Consider the following 22,362-nt stretch of genomic DNA (forward strand, 5'->3'; position numbering starts at 1 on the left):
GGGACGGGGTCGGGCTTAGCGGCGGATGTCGCGCAGCTGCGGCAGCGCGGCCAGCGCCTGGGCCAGCTGCGCGCCATAGGCCTTGTAGCCGTCGAGCGTGTAGTGCTGGCCGTCGAAGGTCGGCCACTGGCCGGGCTGCGACAGCCGCGTCGAATCGACATAGGTGCAGGGCGCGACCACGGTGGAGAGCAGCTGCGACATCTGCTGCACGCGGGCGAAGGTCTTCATGAAGGGCCCACCCTCGGTGCCCCAGCTCGGGCCGATCCAGACGCAGGGCAGGTTCATGGCGCGCAGCTGGTCGGTCAGCGCGGCGACCTCCTCCTTGACGCTGTCGACCGGCAGCTCGCGGCGGACATAGCCGGCCATGGTGTCGCCCATGGCGATGACCACGACATTCGGCTTGGCCTGCTGCACCATCTGCGCCAGCGGCGTGGTGCGCGCGTCATTGCCGCGCTTCTGCTGGATCGGGCCGTTCTGGATGCGCTGCGCCGTGCCGCAGGAGGCGACGCGGCTGGTCAGGAAGACGCTGGCCGGCGAGCCGCAGGCGGAATAGGTCGAGACCTTGGCGCCCTGCTGGATCAGCTGGTCCTGCAGCGTGGTGATCAGGTAGCCCTGGGCCCCGAAATGGCTGTCCCCGAGGATCAGCATGGAAAGACCGGCGAGCGCAGACTGCATCGGGAACCTATCCGGGACGGAGGAGGACGAGGTGCGGCAGTAACCGCGCGCTTACTTTAGACGTATCCCAGGCGTGCCAAAAGCGGGTAATCCATGCGCGCTGTTAACAAAACCTGCGCAATTTGTCTCAAAATTGCACTTCTTGGTCATTTCATCAGGGATACGAGAAACTCAGCCGGCCGGCCTGGCCGGTACCGGTTTCTGTAGTGCCGCCCGAGCCGCCTGCATCCGCGCCTCGGGGATTTCCGCCACCAGGTCGCGCGCGCCGGCCAGCAGCCGCCGCAGCGGCAGGGCCGGCTCCCGCCGGCGCGCCACCAGCCCGGCCAGCGCCAGCCGGGGCGTCTCGTCGGGCCCCAGCGGCTTCACCCCGTGATCGGTGGTGACGTCCCAGTGCCGGCCGCGCCCCACCGTCACCCGCAGCGTGCCCCCGAGCTCCGGCACCGGGGTCGGCAAGGGCCAGATGCCCATCACCATCTTCGCCTCCGGCCCGGTCGCATGCTTGGAGGCGACGTAGAGCCGCGTGCTGCGCCGGCCGCTCAGCGTCACCACCGCCTGGCTGTGGCCGAAATCGGCGACCAGGCCGGTGGCCTCGAAGCCGGCGGGCAGCTGGAAGTCGAAGCCGGTCTCGGCGGCGACCTCGACCAGCTCCAGCTGCAGCAGCGCGGTGCCGCGCGTCACCCGCGGCAGGCCGCGGCGGATGGCGGGGCCGGCGGGGAAGTAGCGCAGCTCGAAGCCCGGCGCGGCGCCCGGCCGGCCGCCGGGATAGCGCGCCGCGGCCAGCGCCGGCAGCCGCTCGGCGATCATGTGGCCCAGCTGCACCGAGACCGGGTGGTCCAGGTGCATGTTGTCCTTGAACAGCGGCACGCCCGCCATGGCGGGGTCGGCCTCCAGCCGGTCCAGCCAGGCATAGCCGTCGAAGAAGGGCAGGGCGAAGCGCGCCGCCGCCGCCCGGTAGAGCGGGCCGATCTTCCGCCCCTCCGGGCGCAGGCTCTGCACCGGCAGGATCATCAGCACCGGCAGGCAGCCGGCGGTGGTGGTGGCCGAGACGACATGGCGCAGCGCCGCCTCGATCCGCGCCGCGTCATGCGCGCCCGAGGCCAGCAGCGTGCCGTCATTGCAGGCGAAATCGACCAGGCAGAGGTCGAATTCGGCCGGGTCCATCGCGTCGCGGCGGAAGGCGAAGAGGTCGCTGCTGCAGAAGCCCAGGGAAAAATTTTGCGCCGCCACCAGGCCGGTCGCCTGCTGCACCACCCGCGCCCAGCCGCCGGCGGCGACGCTGTTCGAGGTGCCGACCACGGCGACCCGGGGCAGGCCAGGTCGTTGGGCAGGGAGATCGTCGGTCGCGGCGTCGCTGGGCATGGCCGGCAGCATGCGGGGCCGCCCCACACTGGACAAGCGGGCACCGGACAAGCGGGCACGGGGCAAGCGGGCGCCGGATGGAGCCGCCGCTTGCCCCCCGGCCCGGCGCGGTGTTTGCTGGCGGCCAGGGGTGCGCCAGACGCCCGACGCCAGTCCTGTTCCGCCATTCCGAGACAGGGTCGTTCATGCATCGCCGCAGCCTCCTCCTCGCCGGCACCGCCGCCGCCCTCCTGCCGCGCCCCTCGCTGGCGCAGGCGGCCGGGTCGCGGGTGCTCCGCTACGTCCCGCAAAGCGACCTGACCGTCACCGATCCGGTGATGACCACGGCCTATATCACCCGCACCCATGGGCTGATGATCTGGGACCAGCTCTACGGGCTGGATGCCGAGTTGCGGCCGCAGCCGCAGATGGTCGAGGGCCATACGGTGGAGGAGGACGGCCGCCGCTGGACCTTCACGCTCCGCCCCGGCCTGGTCTTCCATGACGGCGAGCCGGTGCGCGGCCGCGACTGCGTCGCCTCGATCCGCCGCTGGGCGCAGCGGGATTCGCTCGGCCAGGCGCTGCTCGCCCGGCTCGACGAGATCAGCGCCCCCGACGACCGCCGCTTCGTCATCCGCCTGAAGCGCCCCTATGGCGCCATGCTGGAGACCCTGGCCAAGGTCGGCCCCTCGGCGCTGTTCATCATGCCGGAGCGCCTGGCGCAGACCGCCCCCACCACCGCCATCACCGAGATGATCGGCTCCGGCCCGTTCCGCTGGAAGCCGGATGAGCGCGTGGTCGGCGCCCGCGTCGTCTACGAGAAATTCGCCGGCTACAAGCCGCGCGAGGACGGCGCCGTCTCCTGGGCCGCCGGGCCCAAGCGGGTCAACCTCGACCGGGTCGAGTGGCATGTCATGCCCGACCCCGGCACCGCCAGCGCCGCGCTGATCAATGGCGAGGTCGAGTGGTGGGAGAACCCGACCAACGACCTGCTGCCGCTGCTGGAGCGTAACCGCAACGTGGCGACGCAGCTGGCGACGCCGCTCGGCACCATGGGCACCGGCATCTTCAACCACCTGCACCCGCCCTTCGACAACCCCGCCATCCGCCGCGTGGTGCTGCAGGCGATGTCGCAGGAGGATTGCATGATCGCCGCCGCCGGCACCGATCCGGCGCTGCGCCGCACCGGCATCGGCGTCTTCACCCCGGGCACGCCGATGGCCAGCGAGGCCGGCATCGAGGCGGTGACCGCGCCGCGCGACCTCGAGGCCGCGAAGCAGGCTCTCGCCGCCGCCGGCTACAAGGGGGAGAAAGTCGTGCTGATGATCCCGACCGACCAGCCGGTGCTGGCGGCGATCGGCGAGGTCTGCCTCGACACCCTCAAGCGGCTCGGCATGAATGTCGAGCCGGCGATGTCCGACTGGGGCACGCTGGTGCAGCGCCGCGCCAGCAAGGCGCCGCCGGAGCAGGGCGGCTGGTCGATGTTCAACACCACCTGGGCCGGGCTCGACATGATCAACCCGGTGGTCTCCCAGGTGGTGCGCGCCAATGGCGCGCGCGCCTATTTCGGCTGGCCCGACGTCCCCGCCATCGAGGCGCTGCGCGAGGCCTGGCTGGACGCGCCGGACGTGGCGGCGCAGAAACGCATTGCCGGCGAGATCCAGGCGGCGGTGCTGCGCGAGGCGACCTTCGTGCCGACCGGCCAGTATCTCTACAAGACCGCCTATCGCCGCCACCTGGCCGATGTGCCCAACGGCCTGTTCGTCTTCTGGGGCATCCGCCCCCGCTAGACACCCTGTCCACCCGGCCCGGGCGGTCCGCCGCCTGGCCCCTGCCTGCCTTCCGGAGCCGTCCCCGATGTCCAGCCTCGACCATATCCGCCGCTACCACCCCGAGCTCACCGCGCTGCGCCAGGACCTGCACGCGCATCCCGAGCTCGGCATGGAGGAGCACCGCACCGCCGAGATCGTCGCCGGCCTGCTCGAATCCTACGGCGTCGAGGTGCATCGCGGCGTCGGCAAGACCGGCGTGGTCGGCGTCATCCGCGGCCGGCCGGGCAACCGTGCCGTCGGCCTGCGCGCCGACATGGACGCGCTGCCGATGGAGGAGCTGACCGGCCTCGGCTATGCCAGCCGCACGCCGGGCAAGATGCACGCCTGCGGCCATGACGGCCATACCACCATGCTGCTCGGCGCCGCGCGCTACCTCGCCGAGACGCGCGACTTCGACGGCACCATCAACCTCATCTTCCAGCCTGGCGAGGAAGGCTGCGGCGGCGCGCTGGCCATGCTGGAGGACGGGCTGCTCGAGCGCTTCCCCTGCGACGCGCTCTACGGCATGCACAACGCCACCGGCCTCGATGTCGGCAAGTATGCCATCGGCGCCGGGCCCTTCATGGCCGGCGGCGCCTTCTTCGACATCACGGTGACCGGCCAGGGCTCGCATGGCGCGCGGCCGGAGGCCAGCATCGACCCGGTGCTGACCGCCTGCCACATCGCCACCGCGCTGCAGTCCATCGTCTCGCGCAATATCTCGCCGCGCGAGACCGCGGTGATCAGCGTCACCAAGGTCGGCGGCGGCGACGCCTACAACGTCATCCCGCAGACCGCGACGCTCTCCGGCACCGCCCGCTTCTTCAGCAAGGCGGTGGCCGAGCAGATCGAGAGCGGCCTGAAGCGCGTGGCCGAGGGCGTCGCCGCCGGCTTCGGCGCGAAGGCCGAGGTCGATTTCCGCCTGATCTTCGCCCCCACCATCAACGATCCGGCCTGCACCACCACCATCGCCGATGCCGCCGCCGGGCTGGTGGGCGAGGATCTGGTCAAGCGCGACCGCGAGCCGGTGATGGGGTCGGAGGACTTCTCCTTCATGCTGGAGAAGGTCGCCGGCGCCTATATCCATGTCGGCAACGGCCCCGGCGCCTCGGCGCACAACCCGCACTACAACTTCAACGACGAGGCGATCCCCTATGGATCGGCGCTCTATGTCGAGGTCGCGAAGAAGGCGCTCAGCCAGTAGGGTTTCGCGTCGCGGAAGGCGGCGGCAGGCCAGGGGAGTGGCGTCTCCTGGCCTGATCTCGGGCGGACGATTGGCCCGGGAGACGCGGCCGGCCTCTCCCGTGGCCGCCCGGGCCTAGCGGGCTTCCCCGCGGGCGTCGCCCTCCGGCCCCACCAGGAAGATTTTTTCTTCCGCGATCCCCCAGAAGTCGAGGATGGCTTCCGGCGCGCCGGCCGGCACCTCATGGCCGATGCCGGGCAGCGTGATGCATTCCACGGCGCCCTTCCAGGCGCGGTGGCCGGCTTCCTCGCGCGAGGGGCGGGCGGGATCGAGCCCGTGCAGCGGCAGCCACTGCTTCAGCAGCTCCTCGGCATTGGCCGGGCGGACGGTCTCGTCGGCCTCGCCCTGCCAGATCGACAGGCGCGGCCAGGGGCCGGCATGGGCCGAGGCGGCGCGCACCGCGGCCGCGCGTTCCTCGGCCGGGCGGGAGGCGGGGTGGAACATGGCCTCCAGCGCCTGGCTGACGCCGCGCGCCGCGGCATGCGGCAGGCCGGCGAGGATGGCGCCGCCGGCGAAGCGCTCCGGGTAGCAGGCCAGCAGCGAGGCGGTCATGGCCCCCCCCGCCGACAGGCCGGTGACGAAGACGCGGCCCGGGTCCAGGCGGTGGCGGCGGACCAGGCGCTCGACCATCGCGGCGATCGAGGCGACCTCGCCCTCGCCGCGCGCCGTGTCGCCGGGCTCGAACCAGTTGAAGCAGCCATTGCCGTTGTTCTCGCGCCGCTGCTCGGGCAGCAGCAGGGCGAAGCCGCGGCGGGCCGCGAGCTGCGACCAGCCGCAGGCCTGGTCGAAGCCGGCGGCATCCTGGCCGCAGCCATGCAGCGCCACCACCAGCGGGGCGCGCGGCGGCAGCGCCTCCGGCAGGCAGGCCTTCAGGCGCAGCTGGCCCGGATTGCCCGGCGTCTCGTCCAGGAAGCCAGCATCCTCGTCGAGCGCGGGGGCGGGCGTGGGGGCGACGGAGGCGGGGTGGCCGGTCATCAGCCGGGTCCAGTGCCGGCGCAGGCGCACCAGCTCTGCCAGCCCGGGATTCATGTCGGTCACGGTGAGGATACCTCCAGTTTCGCGCGGCCGGGCCAGGGGCGGCCCATGCTGCGCTGCAGCAATGTAACGGTGCAGGCCGCCGAAGGTCACCGTGAAAATTTGCCCATGGCCCGCCTGCCGGCCCTCTGCCGTGCAACCTTGAGCGTGGCCGCCCCGGCGCGGGATGGCGCGAGCCGCCGCGCAGGCCCCGGGGAGGGCGGCCCCCGGCGCCGCCCGCGCCAATAGCGCCGCTGAAGTTTCAGTCTCCGGAAAGCCTCTCCTGAAGAGCCGGTAAGTCATAATGCATGATGTTGACAGCGGGTCAGCTGCCACGGCATGGGCGGGTTATGTCCTCCAGCCAGTTCCGAAACGTCTCCCTGCCGCCCGATCTCGAGCAGTTCGTCCGCGACAGCCTGGCTGCGGGCCGGTACGGCACGGCCGAGGACATGGTGGGCGCTGCCCTCCGCGGATTGCGGGGTCAGGACGCGGCTGCGGTGGCGCAGCCCTCGGCCTGGCCGCCGGGCGGTGGCGAATGCGGCGCGCTGGTGCGAGAGCGGGACTGGGCCGGCACCTCGCTGGGGCCGGTCTCGGGCTGGTCGCCGGCGCTGCGCACGACGGTCTCCAACATCGTCAACTCGCCGGTGCCCAAGGTGCTGATGTGGGGTCATGACCACGTCATGATCTACAATGACGGCTATCGCGCGATCGCCGGCGGCAACCATCCGCGCGCCCTGGGCGGCACCGTGTCCGAGGTCTGGCCGGAGATCTGGGACTGGAACCGCGCCATCCTGCAGCGCGGCCTGCGCGGCGAGGTGGTGTCCTATCGCGAGCAGCCGATGACGCTGCGCCGCCACGGGGTGGACGAGGAGGTCGTCTTCGACCTGTTCTACACGCCGATCCACGAGGCGGAAGGCCGGGTCGGCGGCGTGATGTGCACCGTGCTGGACAATACCGGCCGCCATGCCGCCGAACAGGCCCTGGCCGAGCGCGAGGCCGAGCTGCGCCGTCTCGCCGATGCGCTGCCGATGCTGGTCTCCAAGCTGGACCTCGACCACGTCTACCGCTTCGCCAACCGCCATTACGAGGAATGGTTCGGCATCCCGCTGACCGAGGTCATCGGCCGGCCGATGCGGGCGGTGACGGGCGATGCCTTCTACGAGGCCCGCCGCCCGGTGATCGAGCGGGCCCTGGCCGGCGAGCGCATCACCATCGAGGCCGCCATCCCGCGCCGCGACGGCACGGCGCGGCACTGCGAGATCACCTATCTGCCCACCCGCGGCGCCGACGGCAGGATCGACGGCGTGCAGATCCTCGGCGTCGATGTCGACCGCCGGGCCCGCGAGCAGCAGGCCGCCGACGCCAGCAACCGCCGCTTCCGCACCGCCATGGACGCGGTGCACGGCGTGCTCTGGACCAACAGCGCCGACGGGCGGATGCTGGGCGAGCAGCCGGGCTGGGCCGCCCTCACCGGCCAGTCCCGCGACGAGTACCAGGGCTATGGCTGGGCCAGCGCCGTGCATCCGGACGATGCCGAGGCCAGCGTCACCGCCTGGCGGCAGGCCGTCGAGAGCAAGTCGATGTTCGTCTTCGAGCATCGCGTGCGCCACCACAGCGGCGCCTGGCGGACCTTTGCCATCCGCAGCCTGCCGATCCTCGACGCCCGCGGCGAGATCGTCGAATGGGTCGGCGTGCACAGCGACATCACCGAGCAGCGCGCCGCCGAGGAATCCTTGCGCCGGCAGGCCGACCTGCTGGCCTCGCAGGTGCGGCACCGCCAGCGCGCCGAGGAGCAGCTGCGCGCGCTGAACGAAACCCTCGAGGCGCGCGTCATCGCCGAGATCGACGAGCGCCGGCAGGCCGAGGCCAAGCTGGCCCAGGCGCAGAAGCTGGAGACGGTCGGCAAGCTGACCGGCGGCGTGGCGCACGACTTCAACAACCTGCTGCAGGTCATCTCCGGCAGCCTGCAGCTGCTGGCCCGCGACATCGCCGGCAACGAGCGGGCAGAGCGGCACGTGGCCAATGCCATGTCGGGCGTCAGCCGCGGCTCTAAGCTCGCCGCGCATCTGCTCGCCTTCGGCCGCCGCCAGGCGCTGGAGCCCAAGGTGGTGAACGTCTCCCGCTTCGTGCACGGCATGGACGAGCTGCTGCGCCGCGCCCTGGGCGAGGCGATCGAGGTCGAGACCATCCTGACCGGCGGGCTGTGGAACACCTTCATCGACCCGACCCAGATCGAGAACGCCCTGCTCAACCTGGCGATCAATGCGCGCGACGCGATGGGCGGCGCCGGCAAGCTGACCATCGAGCTGGCCAATGCGCATCTGGACGACGCCTATGCGCGCACCCATGACGAGGTGGCGCCGGGGCAATACGTGATGCTCGCGGTCTCCGACACCGGCTGCGGCATGACGCCCGAGATCATCGCCCGCGTCTTCGAGCCCTTCTTCTCGACCAAGGAGGAAGGCAAGGGCTCCGGCCTCGGCCTCTCGATGGTCTATGGCTTCGTCAAGCAGTCCGGCGGCCACATCAAGATCTATTCCGAGCCCGGCCAGGGCACCACCATCCGGCTCTATCTGCCGCGCGCCATGCAGGCGGAGGATGTGGCGGTGCAGGTCGATACCGGCCCGGTGGTCGGCGGCACCGAGACCGTCCTGGTGGTCGAGGATGATGCCGAGGTGCGCGATGTCGTCGTCGCCATGCTGTCGGAGCTGGGCTACCGCGTGCTCAAGGCGGTGGATGCGACCAGCGCGCTGCATGTCATCGAGAGCGGCATCCCGATCGACCTGCTGTTCACCGACGTGGTGATGCCGGGGCCCCTGAAGAGCCCCGAGCTGGCGCGCAAGGCGCGGCAGCGGCTGCCCGAGATCGCCGTGCTGTTCACCTCCGGCTATACCGAGAATTCCATCGTCCATGGCGGGCGGCTGGATGCCGGGGTCGAGCTGCTCTCGAAGCCCTATCCGCGCGAGGCGCTGGCCCGCAAGCTGCGCCACGTGCTGGCCAACCAGCAGCAGCGCCGGCAGGCGGCGGCCGGGCCGGTGCCGGGGCGGGCCAGCCTGGCCCGGCCGCCGCGCAAGGCCACCCTGGCCACGGTGCTGCTGGTCGAGGATGACGGGCTGATCCGCGCCAATTCGGCCGAGATGCTGGCTGAGGCGGGCTATACCGTGATCGAGGCGGTCAGCGCCGAGGAGGCCGCCGCGGCGTTGCAGGCGCAGCCGATCGACGTGGTGGTGACCGACATCAACCTGCCGCGCGCCTCGGGGGCGGAGCTGGTGGCGTATGCGCGCGCCGCCGATCCGCGCATCGGCGTGGTCTTCGCCAGCGGCGACGCCGCGCCGCTGCTGCGCGGCGAGCTGGCCGGCAGCGTGGTGCTGACCAAGCCCTATGACGCGGCCGGCCTGACCGCCGCCGTCCGCTCGGCCCTCGACCAGGGGCGGCACGAGCCCGAGGCCCTGCCCGCGCCGGCCGAGGACGTCTCCTGAGGCGGCGGCGGGAGGGCCGGCCGCCCTCCCGACCCGCCCTGGCCCCGGTGCCGCGCCGATCCGCCCTTGGCAGGAGGCCGCGCGTCGGATAGCGCAGGGGCCGGCTGAGGAGAGAGGACCCGTCCGATGGATTTCGCCCAGGATCTGCGCGGCAAGCGCGTGGTGGTGACCGGCGCCTGCGGCGTCATCGGCCGCTGGATCGTCGACAGTTTTCTTTCCGTCGGCGCGGTGGTCTGCGCGACGGATGGGAATGCGGCGGCGCTGGACAAGCTGGCCGCCGAGGTCGCGCTGGGCGAGGGCGGCTTCGCCTTCGCCGCCGACCTGCGCGACGCGGCCGGCATCGAGGCCCTGGCCGCCGAGATCGGCCGCCGCTGGGGCGCGGCCGAGATCCTGGTGAACAATGCCGGCGTCTATCCGTCCGGCTTCCTGCTCGATCTCGACGCCGCCGAATGGGACCGGATCTTCGACATCAACCTGCGCGCGCCCTTCCTGCTGACGCGGGCGGTGGCCAAGCAGATGGTGGCCGAAGGGGTGAAGGGCAGCATCGTCAACATCTCCTCCGGCGCCTCGCGCAAGATGCGGCGCTCGGTGGTGCCCTATTGCGTGTCGAAGACGGCGCTCGACCGGCTGACCAAGGGCTTCGCCCTGGAGCTCGCCGAATACGGCATCCGGGTGAACGCGTTGGAGCCCGGCTTCGCCCCCGGCAGCACGGCGAGCCCGCTGACCGAGGCGCATGTCGCCAACACCACCGCCGCCATCCCGCTCGGCCGCGGCACCTCGGCCGAGGATATCGGCAATGCGCTGTTCTACCTGGTCAGCAGCGCCGGCGCCTATGTCACCGGCAGCACGCTCTCGGTCGATGGCGGCAATTCGATCGGCACCATGGCGGTCTACCAGGACAAGAAGTCGGCGCTGTGAGCGGGGCTCCCTGCTTCGCGCCGCGCCCGGCCTATCGCTGGCCGGACGGAAAGAACAGCGCCTTCTGCTTCAGCGTCGATGTCGACTGCGACGCGCCCTATCTCTGGGTGAACCGCGCCGAGGACGCCCGCCGCACGCTCGGCCAGCTGGAGCAGCGGCATTTCGGCCTGCGCCAGGGCCTGCCGCGCATCCTCGACCTGCTGGACCGCTTCGGGGTGAAGGGCAGCTTCTTCGTCCCCGGCGCCGTGGCCGAGGCCAATCCCGAGCTGCTGCCGGCGCTGCTGGCACGCGGCCACGAGATCGGGCTGCACGGCTATTTCCACGAGATCGTCGCCGAGAGCAGCGACGAGGAATTCATGGCCGCGCTCGATGCCTCCCTGGCCCTGTTCCGGCAGCAGACCGGGACGCGGCCGGCCATGTTCCGCTCGCCCGCCTGGGAGATGACGCCGGGCATGCTGGCGGAGCTGGCGCGGCAGGGGCTGTCGGACAGCTCGCTGATGGGCTTCGACCACCCCTACGAGATCGCCGACGTGGTCGAGGTGCCGGTGCAATGGGCGGTCGACGACGCCATCTTCTTCAAGTTCTCCGGCGGCGGCACCGATCGCTGGTCGCCGCAGGCCTCGGGCCCGGTGCTGGAGAGCTGGCTGGAGGAGTTTTCCCTGTTGCACCGGCTGGGCCAGCTGATGGTGCTGACCGTGCATGACTGGATCTCCGGCCGGGCGCAGCGGCTGGCGGTGCTGGAAAAGCTGCTGCAGCGCGTCACCGCCGAGCCGGGCTGCTGGATCGCCACGATCGGCGAGGTCGCTGCCTTCCACGCCGGCTCGGAGAATGCCGGGCGGCATGCGGTGGCCGCCAGCCTGCCGCCCGCTATCGAGCCGCGGCGGTTCCGCCCCGGCTGAGGCCGGTGCCGCGGGGCGTGAACCAGAAGGCAGGCCGGGGCGACAACGCCCCGGCCGGCCGGCGACGCAAGCGATGCCATTCGCTTGACCTTTAACCCATGTTAGAGGTTGGAAGGTAAGGCTTCGGCTAGGCCTTGAACCATGCCGCAGCTCATCATTCGCAGCGACCATACGATCCGGGTGACGGCCGCTTCTGCGACCGATGACCATCGCTGGGTCCGCAGCGCGGTGCTGACGATCACGGCCACCGGCAGGACCATCGAGACCGTGTCGCCGCCCTGTCCCGACCCGCAGACCGCCCTGGCCGAGGTGGTGGCCGCTGTCCGGCGGCAGGCCGATATCCCGGCGGACTGATCCTCCCGGCCCGACCCCGCCGTGCGGCCGGGTCTCGTCGCGATGATCGCTGCTGCGGCCCCGGGTCGGCGCGGCGGAACTTGTGCGGCCTGCAGGGGTTGTTCCGGCATCCCCAGAAAGGACCACGCGCATGAGCGACGACGAGAAGAAGACTCCCGCGCCCCAGAACGACAGCGCCGGGAAGACCAAGCCGGTCGACGAGAAGGCGCAGGCCGATGCGGCCAAGGAGCGCGAAAAGACCGGCGGCTACCAGTAAAGCCAGCGGCGTAACCGGCGACACGGCCGCCCTGCCGCGACCAGGCGGGGCAGCCGGCAGCGGTGTGGCGGCCCGGCCTCAAGTGCCGGGCTGACAGCGTGCGGAAGGCGTCAGCCTGTTGGACAGAAGCGCCGCAACGTCGCCGGCTAGCGCTGCGAGCGGGGCGGCCGCAGGCTGGGCCGGCCGGCGTTCTCCCAGCCCAGATCGGATGACCAGCTGCCGCCCTGGCGGCAACTGGTGAAGGACGTCTCCCACAGGCTGCGCTGCACATTCATCCGCTGCGTGACCTTGCGGCAGTCGCCGTCCATGCCGCCGACCTGGCCCTCGACCCAGAGCAGGCCGAGATTGCCGGTCTCCGGGTTGGTCCATTTCTCCTGTGTCCCCGGCCCGGCCGCCATCGCCGTCTTCAGCGCGTCGCGCGCCGCGCGCTGGTCGGACTGGAAGGCCGCGGCGGAGGAATAGCCGAGCAGGCTGGCCGCCGCCGGCAGGGACGCGGCCTGCGGCAAGAAGCGGCCCGGGGCCAGCGAGATCAGCCAGGGGACGACGATGATCAGCAGCGCCGCACCGGCCGCGCCGGCCAGGCCGTAGAGCAGCGGCGCATTGCCGGATTTGGCCGGCGGCGCGGCGGCCGCCTTCTTGGGCGCAGGCCCGCGCCAGAGACGGAACAGCCGGTCCTCCGCCTCCTGCCGCTCCTGGCGGACCTTGCGGTGGTAGGCATCCTCCGGGCCGCCAGCCTGGCGCTGCAGGGCGCTCTGCTGGGCGGCCGTCCTGGCGATGGCGCGGCGGATCCGTTCCTGCTCGGCCGCGATCGGCACCTGACCCGGGGCGGGGCGAGGCGGTTGAGCAGGACGGGGCTGCGGGTCGGGCATCGGCACCCTCGCGGTGGGAGCCTCGCATCTAGCCCTTCAGGACAGCCCGTTCAAATTTTTTGCACTTACCGAACCATTCGGTACATGGTCCCGTCCCACAGCGTCCGGCGCCAGGGGCCGCGCGCGAAACGGCTTTCGAGATCGAGCCAGCCCTGGGTGCGGCGGTCCAGGACCTGCACCGCATCGCCGAAGAAGCTGCCGACCTCGATGAAGCGGGCGCCCTTGGCCTTCAGCACGATCAGCGGGCAGTCGCGCAATCCCATGGCGGCGCATTTCTCGGGGCTCTGCAGGGTGGCGATGATCTCGGCCTGGCCGTCGCCATCGAGGTCGATCCGGGCGGTGGCGATCTGCGGCTCGACGCCGAGCTCGCGCGCCCGGGCGACCTGCCAGGAGCGGGCGGCCTGCACCACCGCCCGTGCCTCGGCATCATCGCCGCGCAGCGGCAGGGGCTGCGGTGCGGTGGCGGGCTGCGCCACGGCCAGCCCAGCGGTCGCGACCGCCAGCGCCGCGTGCAGAAAGCCGAGCCGGAGAAGCCTGCGCATGCCCGCCCCCGAGATCCCTGACCTGGTGCCGGCATGCTGCACCCGCGGGGCTGAACGGCCGGTGAAGGCCAGCGGCGATCCTGGCCGGCTCAGCCGCGGCGGAAGACCAGGGTGAGATTGTTGGCCGGCATCTCGGTCACCGCCGGCACCGGCTGGAAGCCGGCGGCGGCGGCCGCGGCGGCGACATCCTCCAGCCGGCGCAGGCCCCAGGCCGGGTTGCGGCGGCGCAGATCGGCGTCGAAGGCCTCGTTGCTCGGGGCGGTGGGCAGGCCGTCGCGGCGATAGGGGCCGTAGAGCAGCAGGGGCGCGCCGGGCGCCAGGCAGCGCGCCGCCCCGGCCAGCAGGCCGAGCGTCGCCGCCCAGGGCGCGATATGGATCATGTTGATGCAGAGCACCGCGTCGGCGCGGTCGACCGGCCAGGGCGCCGCCGCCGCGTCGAGCGCCAGCGGGGCCAGCAGGTTCGGCAGCCCGGCCTCGGCGGCATGGGCGGCGATGCTGTCGCGCGCCCGCGCCTCGGCATCGCTCGGCTGGATCGTCCAGTCCGGCAGGTGGCGGGCCCAGTGGACGGCATGCTCGCCGCTGCCGCTGGCGATCTCGAGCAGCAGGCCGGCCGGTGGCAGGAACTGGCGCAGCACCGCCAGGATCGGGTCGCGGTTGCGCAGCGCCGCGGGCGCCGAATAGCGGGCGGGCATGCTCAGCCGCGCCCGATCAGGGCCGCGCCCATCCGCCGCAGCCCGGCCCATTGCTGGTGCAGCCAGCCGCCGGTGGCCAGCGCCTCGGGCAGCTCCGGGTCGCCGGTCTCGGGATAGCGGTGCCGCTCGAAATCGCCGGTGCGGAACAGGATGTCCCAGACCGGCAGGAGGACGGCGAAGTTCTTGCCGCTCTCGCCGGAGCCGAGCACGCCGTGATGCAGCCGGTGGAAGCGCGGCGAGACGAAGAGCCGCTCGCCCAGCGCGCCGAAATTGAGGCGGACATTGGCGTGGCTCAGCGCCTCGGCCAGCCGCAGGATGACGACGACGATGGGGAACTGGCCGGGCGGCACGCCGATCAGCAGGGCGAGGCCGCCGAACCAGACGGCGCCGATCAGGTCGTCGACGATGTGGTTGCGGTCGTCGGTCCAGAAGGTCATCTGGCGCTGCGCATGGTGGATCGAGTGCAGCGCCCACCACCAGGGGAACATGTGCTGGAAGCGGTGGCGCCAGTATTCGCCGAAATCCAGCACGATGATGTAGACGCAGAGCGCCAGCAGCGGCCAGTCGCGCAGCACCGGGAACAGCGTCTCCAGCGTCGGCGGCACCCAGCCGCTCTCGGCCACCATGCCGGAGAGCCGCGCCTCCATCGAGGCGAAGGCGACGAAGGCGATCAGCGGCAGCAGGCCCAGCCGGGTCAGCAGGGTGTAGATGACATCGGTGCGGATGCTGCGCCGGTCGCTGCGCGGCTCGACCGGCATCCAGGCCTCGAGCGGCCGGCAGATGGCATAGATGATCAGCACCTGCAGCAGGCCAAACAGGGCAAAGTCCATCCACTCGAAGGCGTCTTCCGCCCATTCCATCATGCCGGCGGCATAGAGCAGGGGCTGCACCAGCGTCTCGAACAGCCAGCCATTCATCTGGTCCCAGCCGTCGCGCAGCGTTTCGAACATGCGGGCCGATCCCTCTCTCAGATGCCGCGTTCGGGCAGGGTGGCGAAGCAGAAGCCTTTCTGCAGCAGGCCTTCCAGCAGGGCCTCGAAGACCTGGCCGAAGGGTTCCTTCCGGCTGCGCACGCCCCAATGCATCAGCAGCACCTCGCCGTCGCGGATGCGGGACAGGCCCTGGGCCAGCAGCCGGGCATTGGGAGAGGCGGTGCTGTCCAGCTCATCGCCCAGGAAGCCATTGGCCGACCAGCCCTGGTGGCGCAGGCCGCAGGCGGCGGCCATGGCGCGGGCATTGGCGGTGACCCGCCCGCCCGGGGCGCGCCACAGCGGCAGGACCCTGGCCTCCGGCGCGACCTGGCGCAGCGCCTCGATCGGGCGGGCGAGCTCGGCGCAGAGCCCCGCCTGGTCCAGCGTCTCCGCCCCCTCGCCGCGGCGCGAGGCATAGCGCACCCGGTCCGGCGCCGGATCGCCGGCAAAATACCAGTGGCGCCAGGTGTGGCTGGCGAAGGCATGGCCCTCGGCGGCGCGGGCGCGCCAGAACGCCGCCCAGCCGGGGCCGAGCGTGGTGCCGCCGCGGAAATCCGGCTCGTTCGCCAGGAACAGCGTCGCCTTCACGCCGTGCCGCGCCAGGGCGGCGGCGATCATTTCCGCCTCGCGGCCCCAGCCGGTGTCGATGGTCAGATAGAGGGTGCCGGCCCGGCATTGCGCCAGGCCAGGGGTCGCCAAGCCCGGTGCCGCGACGGCGGCGGCCAGGCCGGCCGCGCCCCCCAGCAGCCGCCGGCGGTCGAAGGTCGCGCGCGCCATGGCGGGGTCAGTTGGTGACGGCGGCGCGCGACGCGGCATTCGCGGCATAGAGGATGCCGTGCGGCGAGCGGCCGGCGCGCTGCACCTCCATCTTGCCGGTCTCCGGATCGATGACGGCGATGCGGCCCTGCCAGCGCAGCGTCACCCAGAGCCGCCCCTGCGGGTCGATGCTGATGCAGTCCGGCCCGCCGGGGACGCGCAGCGTCCGGCTCACCGTCAGCGTCGCCGGATCGAGCAGCGAGATGCGGCTGTCGACGCGGCTGGTGACGAAGATCGGGCCGCCCTTCGGCGCCGGGAACAGCGCATGGGCGCCGCGGCCGACGACGATGGTGCGCTCGATCGTCTGGGTGGCGGGATCGACGACGGCGACATGGTCGCTGCCCATGATGCCGACCAGCAGCCGGTCATTGTGCCAGATGATGCCGGCGGGCTCCGGCCCGACCTCCATCGACCAGAGCGGCTCCAGCGTCTCCAGGCTGATGGCGGCCAGCAGGCCGTTGCCCTGCAGCGTGACATAGACCACGGCATTGTCGGGGCGGTAGGCCAGGTGGCTCGGCATGTCGGGCAGGCTGAGCCGCTTCTGCAGCGTCAGCGCGGTGCCGTCCCAGCCATAGATGTCGACCTGGTCGCGGCGCAGGCTGGTGATCACCAGCCGCTTGCCATCCGGGCTGAAGCCCAGGTGGTAGGGGTTGGACAGCACCTCGCGCTTGCGCAGATCGCCGGTCGCGGGGTCGATGAAGAGCATCTCGTTGGCGCCGGAATCGCCCACCATCAGCGTGCTGCCATCGGGGGTCAGCGCCAGGTGGTGCACCTCGCGCAGCACCGGGATGCGCTTGCGCTCCTCCCGCGTCGCGGCGTCGAGCACCAGGATATTGGCCTCGCCGGAGTTCAGCACATAGACGAGGTCGCCATTGCCGCCGCCGGGATTCGGGCTGTTGGCGGTGCTGCCGCCCGGCACCTGGGCGCCCTGGGCCTGGGCATGGGCAGGCGCCGCCGACGCCATCGCGAGGCCGGGCAGGAGGCGCAGGAGCTGGGCACGGGACAACCGCATGGCAGCGAGGCTTTCGTGGCGGCGCGGGGCCCTGGTCGGCCGCGCGAAGAGGAGGGCCATCCTAGCAGCCGGCCCCCCCTGCCTGCCAGCTTCCGTCTGCGCCCCCGCCGCATGGCTGGCCCTGCCGGCACGCCGGATAACCCGCTGTTTAGAGGGGCGGCCGGTTTCCCGCGGCAGGGCCAGGCGCGGAATGGCCCGGCTGGCGCCCGGAGTCGGGCCGGCCGCCGGAGGCTGCCCGGGCCGCTGCCCGAAGGAAGGCCACCGGAATACGGCGGGGCGGGAGGCGCGCCCCTTCGCGGCCGGTTCAGACCTCGCGCGAGATCAGCCGGTTCAGGGTGCGGCAGGCGGCGACCACGGCGAGCAGGGTCAGTCCCTGGGTGATCAGCATGCCCGGTGTCCAGACGGTGCCGCCGACCAGCAGCTGGCGCGGCACATAGGTCAGGAACTGCTGGATCTCCGGCTCCACCCGGATGGTGCCGACGACCTGCAGCACGCCCCACCAGGCGAGCCCGGCCATCAGCACCAGCGGCGCCACCCATTCGGCCACCAGCTCGACGAAGGTGAGCGCGAAGCTGACCACCGCCCAGACCGTCAGCCGCAGCCCCCGCCACAGCAGCGAGGGGGCCGGCTCCACGTCGTCGTCATAGTCCCGCGGGGGGGCATATCCGGCCATGATGGCGCTCTCCGGGTTTGCTCCGACTGCAATAGCGCCGCAGGCTGCAGGAGACAAAGTTTCCTGATCCATGGCCTGGCGCGGCGCGCCGCGATCCCGGCCGGGGCCGCCAGGATCGGCGGGGGTCGCCATCCTCGCGGAAAGCTGACCAGCCCAGGCGTCGCGCAGGCGCGCATCAGCCGCTACGCAGCGTTACAATCCAGTCCCAGGGCCCTGTGTCGCGCCTGGCCACAGGGTTCCGGGCGTCCAGGGGCAGATGCGCGGCAATCCTCGCTCGTGGCAGGGCAGCTTCTCGCCGCACGCCCTGCCACACTGTTGCGCGGTCGAAAGTTAACATGCGTTATAAACGTGGGTTGGTCCCGGCCTTGATTGAGACCAATCAAGAATTGGTGCTATTCAACATTTGGAAATATTTGCCGATTCTTGTCTAACGCATGCAAAATGAAGCTTTCACGCCTGCGAAACCTTCGTATCATGGTCACATGAGGAAAGGCGACGAGGCCCTGCAAGCATTGCGGGCCCACTTGGCGGGGCTGAGTTTGCCCGAAGGGGCGCGTCTTGCGCCCGAGCGCGACCTGGCCGCAAAGCTGGGATTGAGCCGCCGTGCCCTTCGCGAAGGGCTGGCGAGGCTGGAGCTGGAAGGTCAGCTGTGGCGCGGTGTCGGGCAGGGGACCTTCCTGGGTCCACGCCCGGCCAGCGAGCCCATGCGGGTCATGCCGCCCGGCCAGCCGCTCGACATCATGGAGGCCCGCCTGGCGCTGGAGCCGCAGCTGGCGGGTCTGGCCGCGGCCAAGGCCAATGCCGAGCAGCTGGCCGCCATCGAGCAGGCAGCGCGCCGGGGCAGTGACACCGCTGATCTCGACAGCTGGGGGCGCTGGGACACCCTGCTGCACCGGGCGGTCGCCCAGGCGGCGCAGAACCCGCTGCTGCTGACGCTGTTCGAGCAGCTGGAAGGCTGCCGCATCCGCAGCGAATGGTCGATGATGCGCGCGGCCCTGGTCGACGAGACCGCCCGCCGCCGGGGGGCCGCCGAGCATCGCCGGCTGGCCGAGGCCATCGCCGCGCGTGATCCGGCCGCCGCGCATGCGGCGATGTGGGACCATCTGCAATCGGTGGCCAGCCTGATCCGCGACGCGCTGCGCGCCGGCCAGGCCTGGGGGCCGGGCACCACCCTGCTGCGGCCCGAACCGCTGCGGGCCGTGACGCGCGACGCCGACGCCGCCGAGTAGTTCTCCCTTTCCTTCTCTTCTTCTCTTCACGCCAGGCGAGGGGCCGGCCGGATTTCCGGGCCGGCCCTTTTGCCATGCGCGGGGCAGGCCGCCTGCCAGGCGGCGCGGCCGTGGACGATCGCCCGGGGCTGCCACCGGCGCGATTTCGACTCTCCGCCGGGCTGCTCGGCGGTCCGGGTCAGAACGCCAGGGCCGGTGACGCCTTCCGCAAGCGGCCGAAGCAGGGGGAGCGCGTGATGCCGCGCGCCCTTCATGCCGTGGCGCTGGCTGCCGCCTGATCCCGACCAGCGACGCCATCGCCGGCTGGCCTTCGTTTCTTCGCATGGCGGCCGGGGAGGCGCCCGACCTCAGCCCCCGGCCGCCAGGAAGGCCTCGGCGATGGCGTCGCGCCGCGCCACCCAGACGCGGTCGCCGCAGGCCTGCAGGAGGGCCAGCACGCCCTCAAAGGCGCGGAACCGGCCGGGCCGGCCGGCGATGCGCAGGTGGTAGCCGATATTGAGCAGCCGCGGCCGGCCCCGCTCGGCCTCGGTCAGCAGCACCGCCAGCGCGTCGCCGACATACTCGACCATCTCGGCGGCACGGACGAAGCCGTTGGGGTGGAAGAACTTCATGTCGTTGCTGTCCAGCGCATAGGGCAGCACCAGCAGCCCCGGATGCCCGGGGTCGCGATAGGGCAGGTCGTCGTCGAAGGCGTTGGAGGTGTAGAGGAAGCCGCGCTCGGCCAGGAGGGCGCGGGTCCAGCCGCTCTCGGCGCCGCGGCAGAAGAAGCCGCGCGGGGTGGTGCCGGTGGCGGCGCGGATCGCCACCACCGCGCGGTCGATATCGGCGGCCTCGGCGCCGGCCTCGGCATAATCGGCATGCGGCCGCCAGAGCCAGCCATGCAATGCCGCCTCATGCCCCGCCTGCACCGCCGCGGCGGCCAGGGCCGGGGCGCGTTCGACGGCGCGGCCGCACATCAGGAAGGTCGCCGGCATCCGGTGGCGCTCCAGCGCGTCGAGGAACCGCCAGATGCCCGCGCGGGTGCCGTATGAAAAAATCTGCTCCTGGCCGCGGTCGCGGCGGCCGGGGGCAACGACGCTGAGCACCTCGCCCAGGCGTTCCGAGACGGGATCGCCATCGCCCACCTGCTGCTCGGCGCCTTCCTCCAGGTTCACCGCCAGCGAGACCGCCAGCCGCGCGCCGTTCGGCCAGCGCAGATCCGGCCAGCGCCCGCCATAGCCGATCAGGTCCCGTGTCATGCCATGCCCTTCCGCGCGATGCGGCGGGGCGCGATGCAACGGCCGGGCCAGGGCCGGGCTGCCTGAGGAACGGGCAATGGCGCGCGGTTTGGGCGCGGCGGTGAGTGGCGGCGCGCCATGGCGCCTGCAAAACCGGCAAGCCGGCGGCTGGCATGCGCCTTGCTGCAAGCCTGGCGGAATGCTCGAGCAGACAGCCCCCGCCGTCCCCGCCGCCGCCGCCGGAGCCCCGGCAGGCCACCGCCTGGACATGGACGGCATCCGGATCCGCTATGGCCAGGCCGTCGCGGTCGATGGCGTCACCCTCTCGGTGCCGCCCGGCGAGATCCTGGCGCTGCTCGGCCCCTCGGGCTGCGGCAAGACGACGCTGCTGCGCGCCGTCGCCGGCTTCATCCGCCCCGAGGCCGGGCGCGTGCTGGTCGATGGCCGGGCGATCGACCATCTCTCCCCCGGCGGCCGCGGCGTCGGCATCGTCTTCCAGTCCTATGCCCTCTTCCCGCACATGACCGCGGCGCAGAACGTCGCCTATGGGCTGGAGGCGCGCGGCCGGCCGCAGCAGGAGATCCGCGCGAAGGTGGAGGCGGCGCTGGCCGCGGTGCGCATGGAGGGCTTCGCCGGGCGCAGGCCGCGCGCGCTGTCCGGCGGCCAGCAGCAGCGCGTGGCGCTGGCGCGCGCCCTGGCCATCGAGCCCGCCATCCTGCTGCTCGACGAGCCCTTCGCCGCGCTCGACCGGGCGCTCCGGCTCGACCTGCAGCTGGAGATCAAGCGCATCCAGCGCCGCTTCGGCGTCACCGCCGTCCTCGTCACCCATGACCAGGACGAAGCGATGAGCATGGCCGACCGCATGGCGGTGATGCGCGGCGGCCGGGTCGAGCAGGTCGCCGCCCCGGCCGAGGTCTATGACAACCCGGCCACCCCCTTCGTCGCCGGCTTCGTCGGCACCAGCAACCGTCTGCATGGCCGCGTCGAGGCGCGGGAAGGCGCCGCCTACCGCATCCGCCTCGACCTCGGGGCCAGCCTGCTGGCGGAGAGCCCGCGCGGCTTCGCGGTCGGCGAGCGGGTGCTGCTGACCGCGCGGCCGGAGCAGCTGGCGCTGCGCGACGCCGGCGATCCCGACCCTGCCGCCTTCCCGGCGCGGCTGCGCCAGTCGCTGCCGCTGGGCCCGGCGCTGATGCACGATGTCGAGGCTGGCGCCACCGAGCTCAAGCTGCACCAGCCGCGCCAGGGCGCGCCGCCCGCGCCCGGCCCGGTGCGCGTCGCGCTGCTGCCCGACGCCCGTCCCGCCCTTTTCGCCGCCGGAGATGCCGCATGACCGATCTCAGCCGCCGCAGCCTGTTCGGGGCCAGCCTTGGCCTGGGGGCCGCTGGCCTGCTGCCGGGCCGCGCCGCCCGCGCCGCCGGCAGCATGACCGCCGCCGTCTATCCCGGCGGCTGGGACGAGGCGCTGCGCGCCGTGCTGGCGCCGGCGCTGAAGCAGGCGCATGGCGTCGACGTCGCCTTCGAGCCGCTCTTCGCCGTCGACCAGATCGCCAAGGCGCGGGCGGCGCGCGGCGCGGCGCCCTTCGACGTCTTCGTGCTCGATCCCGGGCCGCGGGTCAGCGGCATCGACCTCGGCCTGTTCGAGCCCTTCGACCCGGCCCGCCTGACCAACCGCGACAAGCTGCCGGCGGGCTATGCCGATGCGCATGGCGCCGGCGTCGCCGCCCAGGTGGTGGGCATCGCCTACAACCCGAAGAAGCTGGCCAAGCCCGCCGGCTGGCGCGACCTGTTCAAGCCCGAATACGCCTCGCGCCTCGGCCTGACCGGCTTCGGCACCACCTTCGGCACCATCTCGCTGATCGAGATGGCCAAGGTCTTCGGTGGCTCCGAGACGGATGTGGAACCCCTGTTCGCCGAGCTGAGAAAAATCCTGCCGCAGGTGGCGGCGGTGGCGCAGCCGGCGGCCATGCCGGGCCTGTTCCAGCAGGGCCAGATCGACGTGATGTACACCAACACCTACACGGTGACGCTGCTGAAGTCGCGCGGCGTCGACATCGATTTCGCCGTGCCCGAGACCGGCGCCGCGGCCTTCGGCACCACCATGCACATCGCCAAGGGCTCGCGGAACATCGAGGCCGCCTACCAGTATATCGACACCATGATCTCGACCCCGGTGCAGGCGGGGCTGAGCCAGGCGCCGTATTTCTTCGTCCCCGTCAACACCGGCGTGACGCCGGGCCCGGACGTCCCGGTGAAGTCGCTCGACGAGCTGAAGGGCTTCGTCAGCCACGACTGGTCGAAGATCAACCCGCTGCGCGCCCGCTGGATCGACCGCTTCAACCGCGAGATGGCGAAGTAG

Annotated in this window: 21 protein-coding genes; 10 read left to right on the forward strand and 11 right to left on the reverse strand. The window is 72.0% G+C overall.

All coding sequences use genetic code 11. The features are described 5' to 3' along the window. Positions 1 to 15 precede the first annotated feature (15 nt). Both WFI16_RS19000 and WFI16_RS19005 read right to left on the reverse strand, forming a co-directional pair. Positions 16 to 675: an SGNH/GDSL hydrolase family protein gene (locus WFI16_RS19000; RefSeq protein WP_419899426.1), complete on the reverse strand. Its 660-nt coding sequence runs from the start codon at positions 673 to 675 to the stop codon at positions 16 to 18. Positions 676 to 846: 171 nt separating this feature from the next. Further along, a complete protein-coding gene (locus tag WFI16_RS19005; protein ID WP_419899427.1) occupies positions 847 to 2,034 on the reverse strand; it encodes a hypothetical protein in 1,188 nt (395 codons plus the stop codon). Positions 2,035 to 2,219: 185 nt separating this feature from the next. On the opposite strand from WFI16_RS19005, the gene WFI16_RS19010 reads away from it, so the two are divergent. Together WFI16_RS19010 and WFI16_RS19015 are read left to right on the forward strand one after the other, a co-directional pair. Next, positions 2,220 to 3,803, forward strand: a complete 1,584-nt coding sequence (locus WFI16_RS19010; protein WP_419899428.1) for an ABC transporter substrate-binding protein — start codon at positions 2,220 to 2,222, stop codon at positions 3,801 to 3,803. Between the two features lie 67 nt (positions 3,804 to 3,870). Then, complete coding sequence (locus WFI16_RS19015; RefSeq protein ID WP_419899429.1) at positions 3,871 to 5,028, forward strand: M20 aminoacylase family protein; 1,158 nt, start codon at positions 3,871 to 3,873, stop codon at positions 5,026 to 5,028. A gap of 114 nt (positions 5,029 to 5,142) precedes the next feature. Here the strand turns inward: WFI16_RS19015 and WFI16_RS19020 are convergent, their stop codons facing one another. After that, the gene (locus WFI16_RS19020; protein ID WP_419899583.1) at positions 5,143 to 6,096 is read right to left on the reverse strand and encodes an extracellular catalytic domain type 1 short-chain-length polyhydroxyalkanoate depolymerase; all 954 of its coding nucleotides are present in this window, start codon (positions 6,094 to 6,096) and stop codon (positions 5,143 to 5,145) included. Between the two features lie 335 nt (positions 6,097 to 6,431). Between WFI16_RS19020 and WFI16_RS19025 the strand changes: the two genes are divergently transcribed. The 5 genes from WFI16_RS19025 to WFI16_RS19045 all read left to right on the forward strand — a co-directional run bounded on the left by WFI16_RS19025 (position 6,432) and on the right by WFI16_RS19045 (position 11,987). Next, positions 6,432 to 9,560, forward strand: coding sequence for a PAS domain-containing protein (locus tag WFI16_RS19025; RefSeq protein WP_419899430.1), 3,129 nt, complete (start codon positions 6,432 to 6,434; stop codon positions 9,558 to 9,560). Positions 9,561 to 9,686: 126 nt separating this feature from the next. Beyond that, positions 9,687 to 10,478 (forward strand): SDR family NAD(P)-dependent oxidoreductase, encoded by a 792-nt coding sequence (locus tag WFI16_RS19030; RefSeq protein ID WP_419899431.1) that lies wholly within the window; start codon positions 9,687 to 9,689, stop codon positions 10,476 to 10,478. Further along, positions 10,475 to 11,377 carry a polysaccharide deacetylase family protein gene (locus tag WFI16_RS19035; protein WP_419899432.1) on the forward strand — a complete coding sequence of 301 codons (903 nt, stop codon included), beginning with the start codon at positions 10,475 to 10,477 and terminating at the stop codon, positions 11,375 to 11,377. The genes WFI16_RS19030 and WFI16_RS19035 overlap by 4 nt, the downstream gene beginning before the upstream one ends. 141 nt (positions 11,378 to 11,518) lie before the next feature. After that, complete coding sequence (locus WFI16_RS19040; RefSeq protein WP_419899433.1) at positions 11,519 to 11,731, forward strand: hypothetical protein; 213 nt, start codon at positions 11,519 to 11,521, stop codon at positions 11,729 to 11,731. A 130-nt stretch (positions 11,732 to 11,861) separates the two neighbouring features. Then, complete coding sequence (locus WFI16_RS19045; protein ID WP_419899434.1) at positions 11,862 to 11,987, forward strand: hypothetical protein; 126 nt, start codon at positions 11,862 to 11,864, stop codon at positions 11,985 to 11,987. Between the two features lie 146 nt (positions 11,988 to 12,133). On the opposite strand, the gene WFI16_RS19050 is transcribed toward WFI16_RS19045, so the two are convergent. From WFI16_RS19050 to WFI16_RS19080, 7 genes are all read right to left on the reverse strand, one after another. After that, positions 12,134 to 12,802 carry a hypothetical protein gene (locus WFI16_RS19050; RefSeq protein ID WP_419899435.1) on the reverse strand — a complete coding sequence of 223 codons (669 nt, stop codon included), beginning with the start codon at positions 12,800 to 12,802 and terminating at the stop codon, positions 12,134 to 12,136. A gap of 119 nt (positions 12,803 to 12,921) precedes the next feature. Next, entirely contained in the window at positions 12,922 to 13,398 is a 477-nt protein-coding gene (locus tag WFI16_RS19055; RefSeq protein WP_419899436.1) for a hypothetical protein, read from the reverse strand. A gap of 89 nt (positions 13,399 to 13,487) precedes the next feature. After that, a complete protein-coding gene (locus WFI16_RS19060) occupies positions 13,488 to 14,090 on the reverse strand; it encodes a DUF938 domain-containing protein (RefSeq protein WP_419899437.1) in 603 nt (200 codons plus the stop codon). Between the two features lie 2 nt (positions 14,091 to 14,092). Continuing rightward, entirely contained in the window at positions 14,093 to 15,040 is a 948-nt protein-coding gene (locus WFI16_RS19065) for a sterol desaturase family protein (protein ID WP_419899438.1), read from the reverse strand. A 17-nt stretch (positions 15,041 to 15,057) separates the two neighbouring features. Then, entirely contained in the window at positions 15,058 to 15,837 is a 780-nt protein-coding gene (locus tag WFI16_RS19070; protein ID WP_419899439.1) for a polysaccharide deacetylase family protein, read from the reverse strand. 7 nt (positions 15,838 to 15,844) lie between these two features. Further along, positions 15,845 to 16,888: a YncE family protein gene (locus WFI16_RS19075; RefSeq protein ID WP_419899440.1), complete on the reverse strand. Its 1,044-nt coding sequence runs from the start codon at positions 16,886 to 16,888 to the stop codon at positions 15,845 to 15,847. A 304-nt stretch (positions 16,889 to 17,192) separates the two neighbouring features. Beyond that, positions 17,193 to 17,561 carry a hypothetical protein gene (locus tag WFI16_RS19080; protein ID WP_419899441.1) on the reverse strand — a complete coding sequence of 123 codons (369 nt, stop codon included), beginning with the start codon at positions 17,559 to 17,561 and terminating at the stop codon, positions 17,193 to 17,195. Between the two features lie 482 nt (positions 17,562 to 18,043). Between WFI16_RS19080 and WFI16_RS19085 the strand changes: the two genes are divergently transcribed. Beyond that, entirely contained in the window at positions 18,044 to 18,790 is a 747-nt protein-coding gene (locus WFI16_RS19085) for a FadR/GntR family transcriptional regulator (RefSeq protein ID WP_419899442.1), read from the forward strand. Between the two features lie 347 nt (positions 18,791 to 19,137). On the opposite strand, the gene WFI16_RS19090 is transcribed toward WFI16_RS19085, so the two are convergent. Continuing rightward, entirely contained in the window at positions 19,138 to 20,028 is an 891-nt protein-coding gene (locus WFI16_RS19090) for a polysaccharide deacetylase family protein (protein ID WP_419899443.1), read from the reverse strand. Between the two features lie 178 nt (positions 20,029 to 20,206). Between WFI16_RS19090 and WFI16_RS19095 the strand changes: the two genes are divergently transcribed. Together WFI16_RS19095 and WFI16_RS19100 are read left to right on the forward strand one after the other, a co-directional pair. Continuing rightward, positions 20,207 to 21,337, forward strand: coding sequence for an ABC transporter ATP-binding protein (locus WFI16_RS19095; RefSeq protein ID WP_419899444.1), 1,131 nt, complete (start codon positions 20,207 to 20,209; stop codon positions 21,335 to 21,337). After that, complete coding sequence (locus WFI16_RS19100) at positions 21,334 to 22,362, forward strand: extracellular solute-binding protein (protein WP_419899445.1); 1,029 nt, start codon at positions 21,334 to 21,336, stop codon at positions 22,360 to 22,362. Before WFI16_RS19095 ends, WFI16_RS19100 begins: the two co-directional genes overlap by 4 nt.

Source organism: Roseomonas sp. USHLN139 (assembly GCF_037145735.1).
Classification (GTDB): Bacteria; Pseudomonadota; Alphaproteobacteria; order Acetobacterales; family Acetobacteraceae; genus Pseudoroseomonas.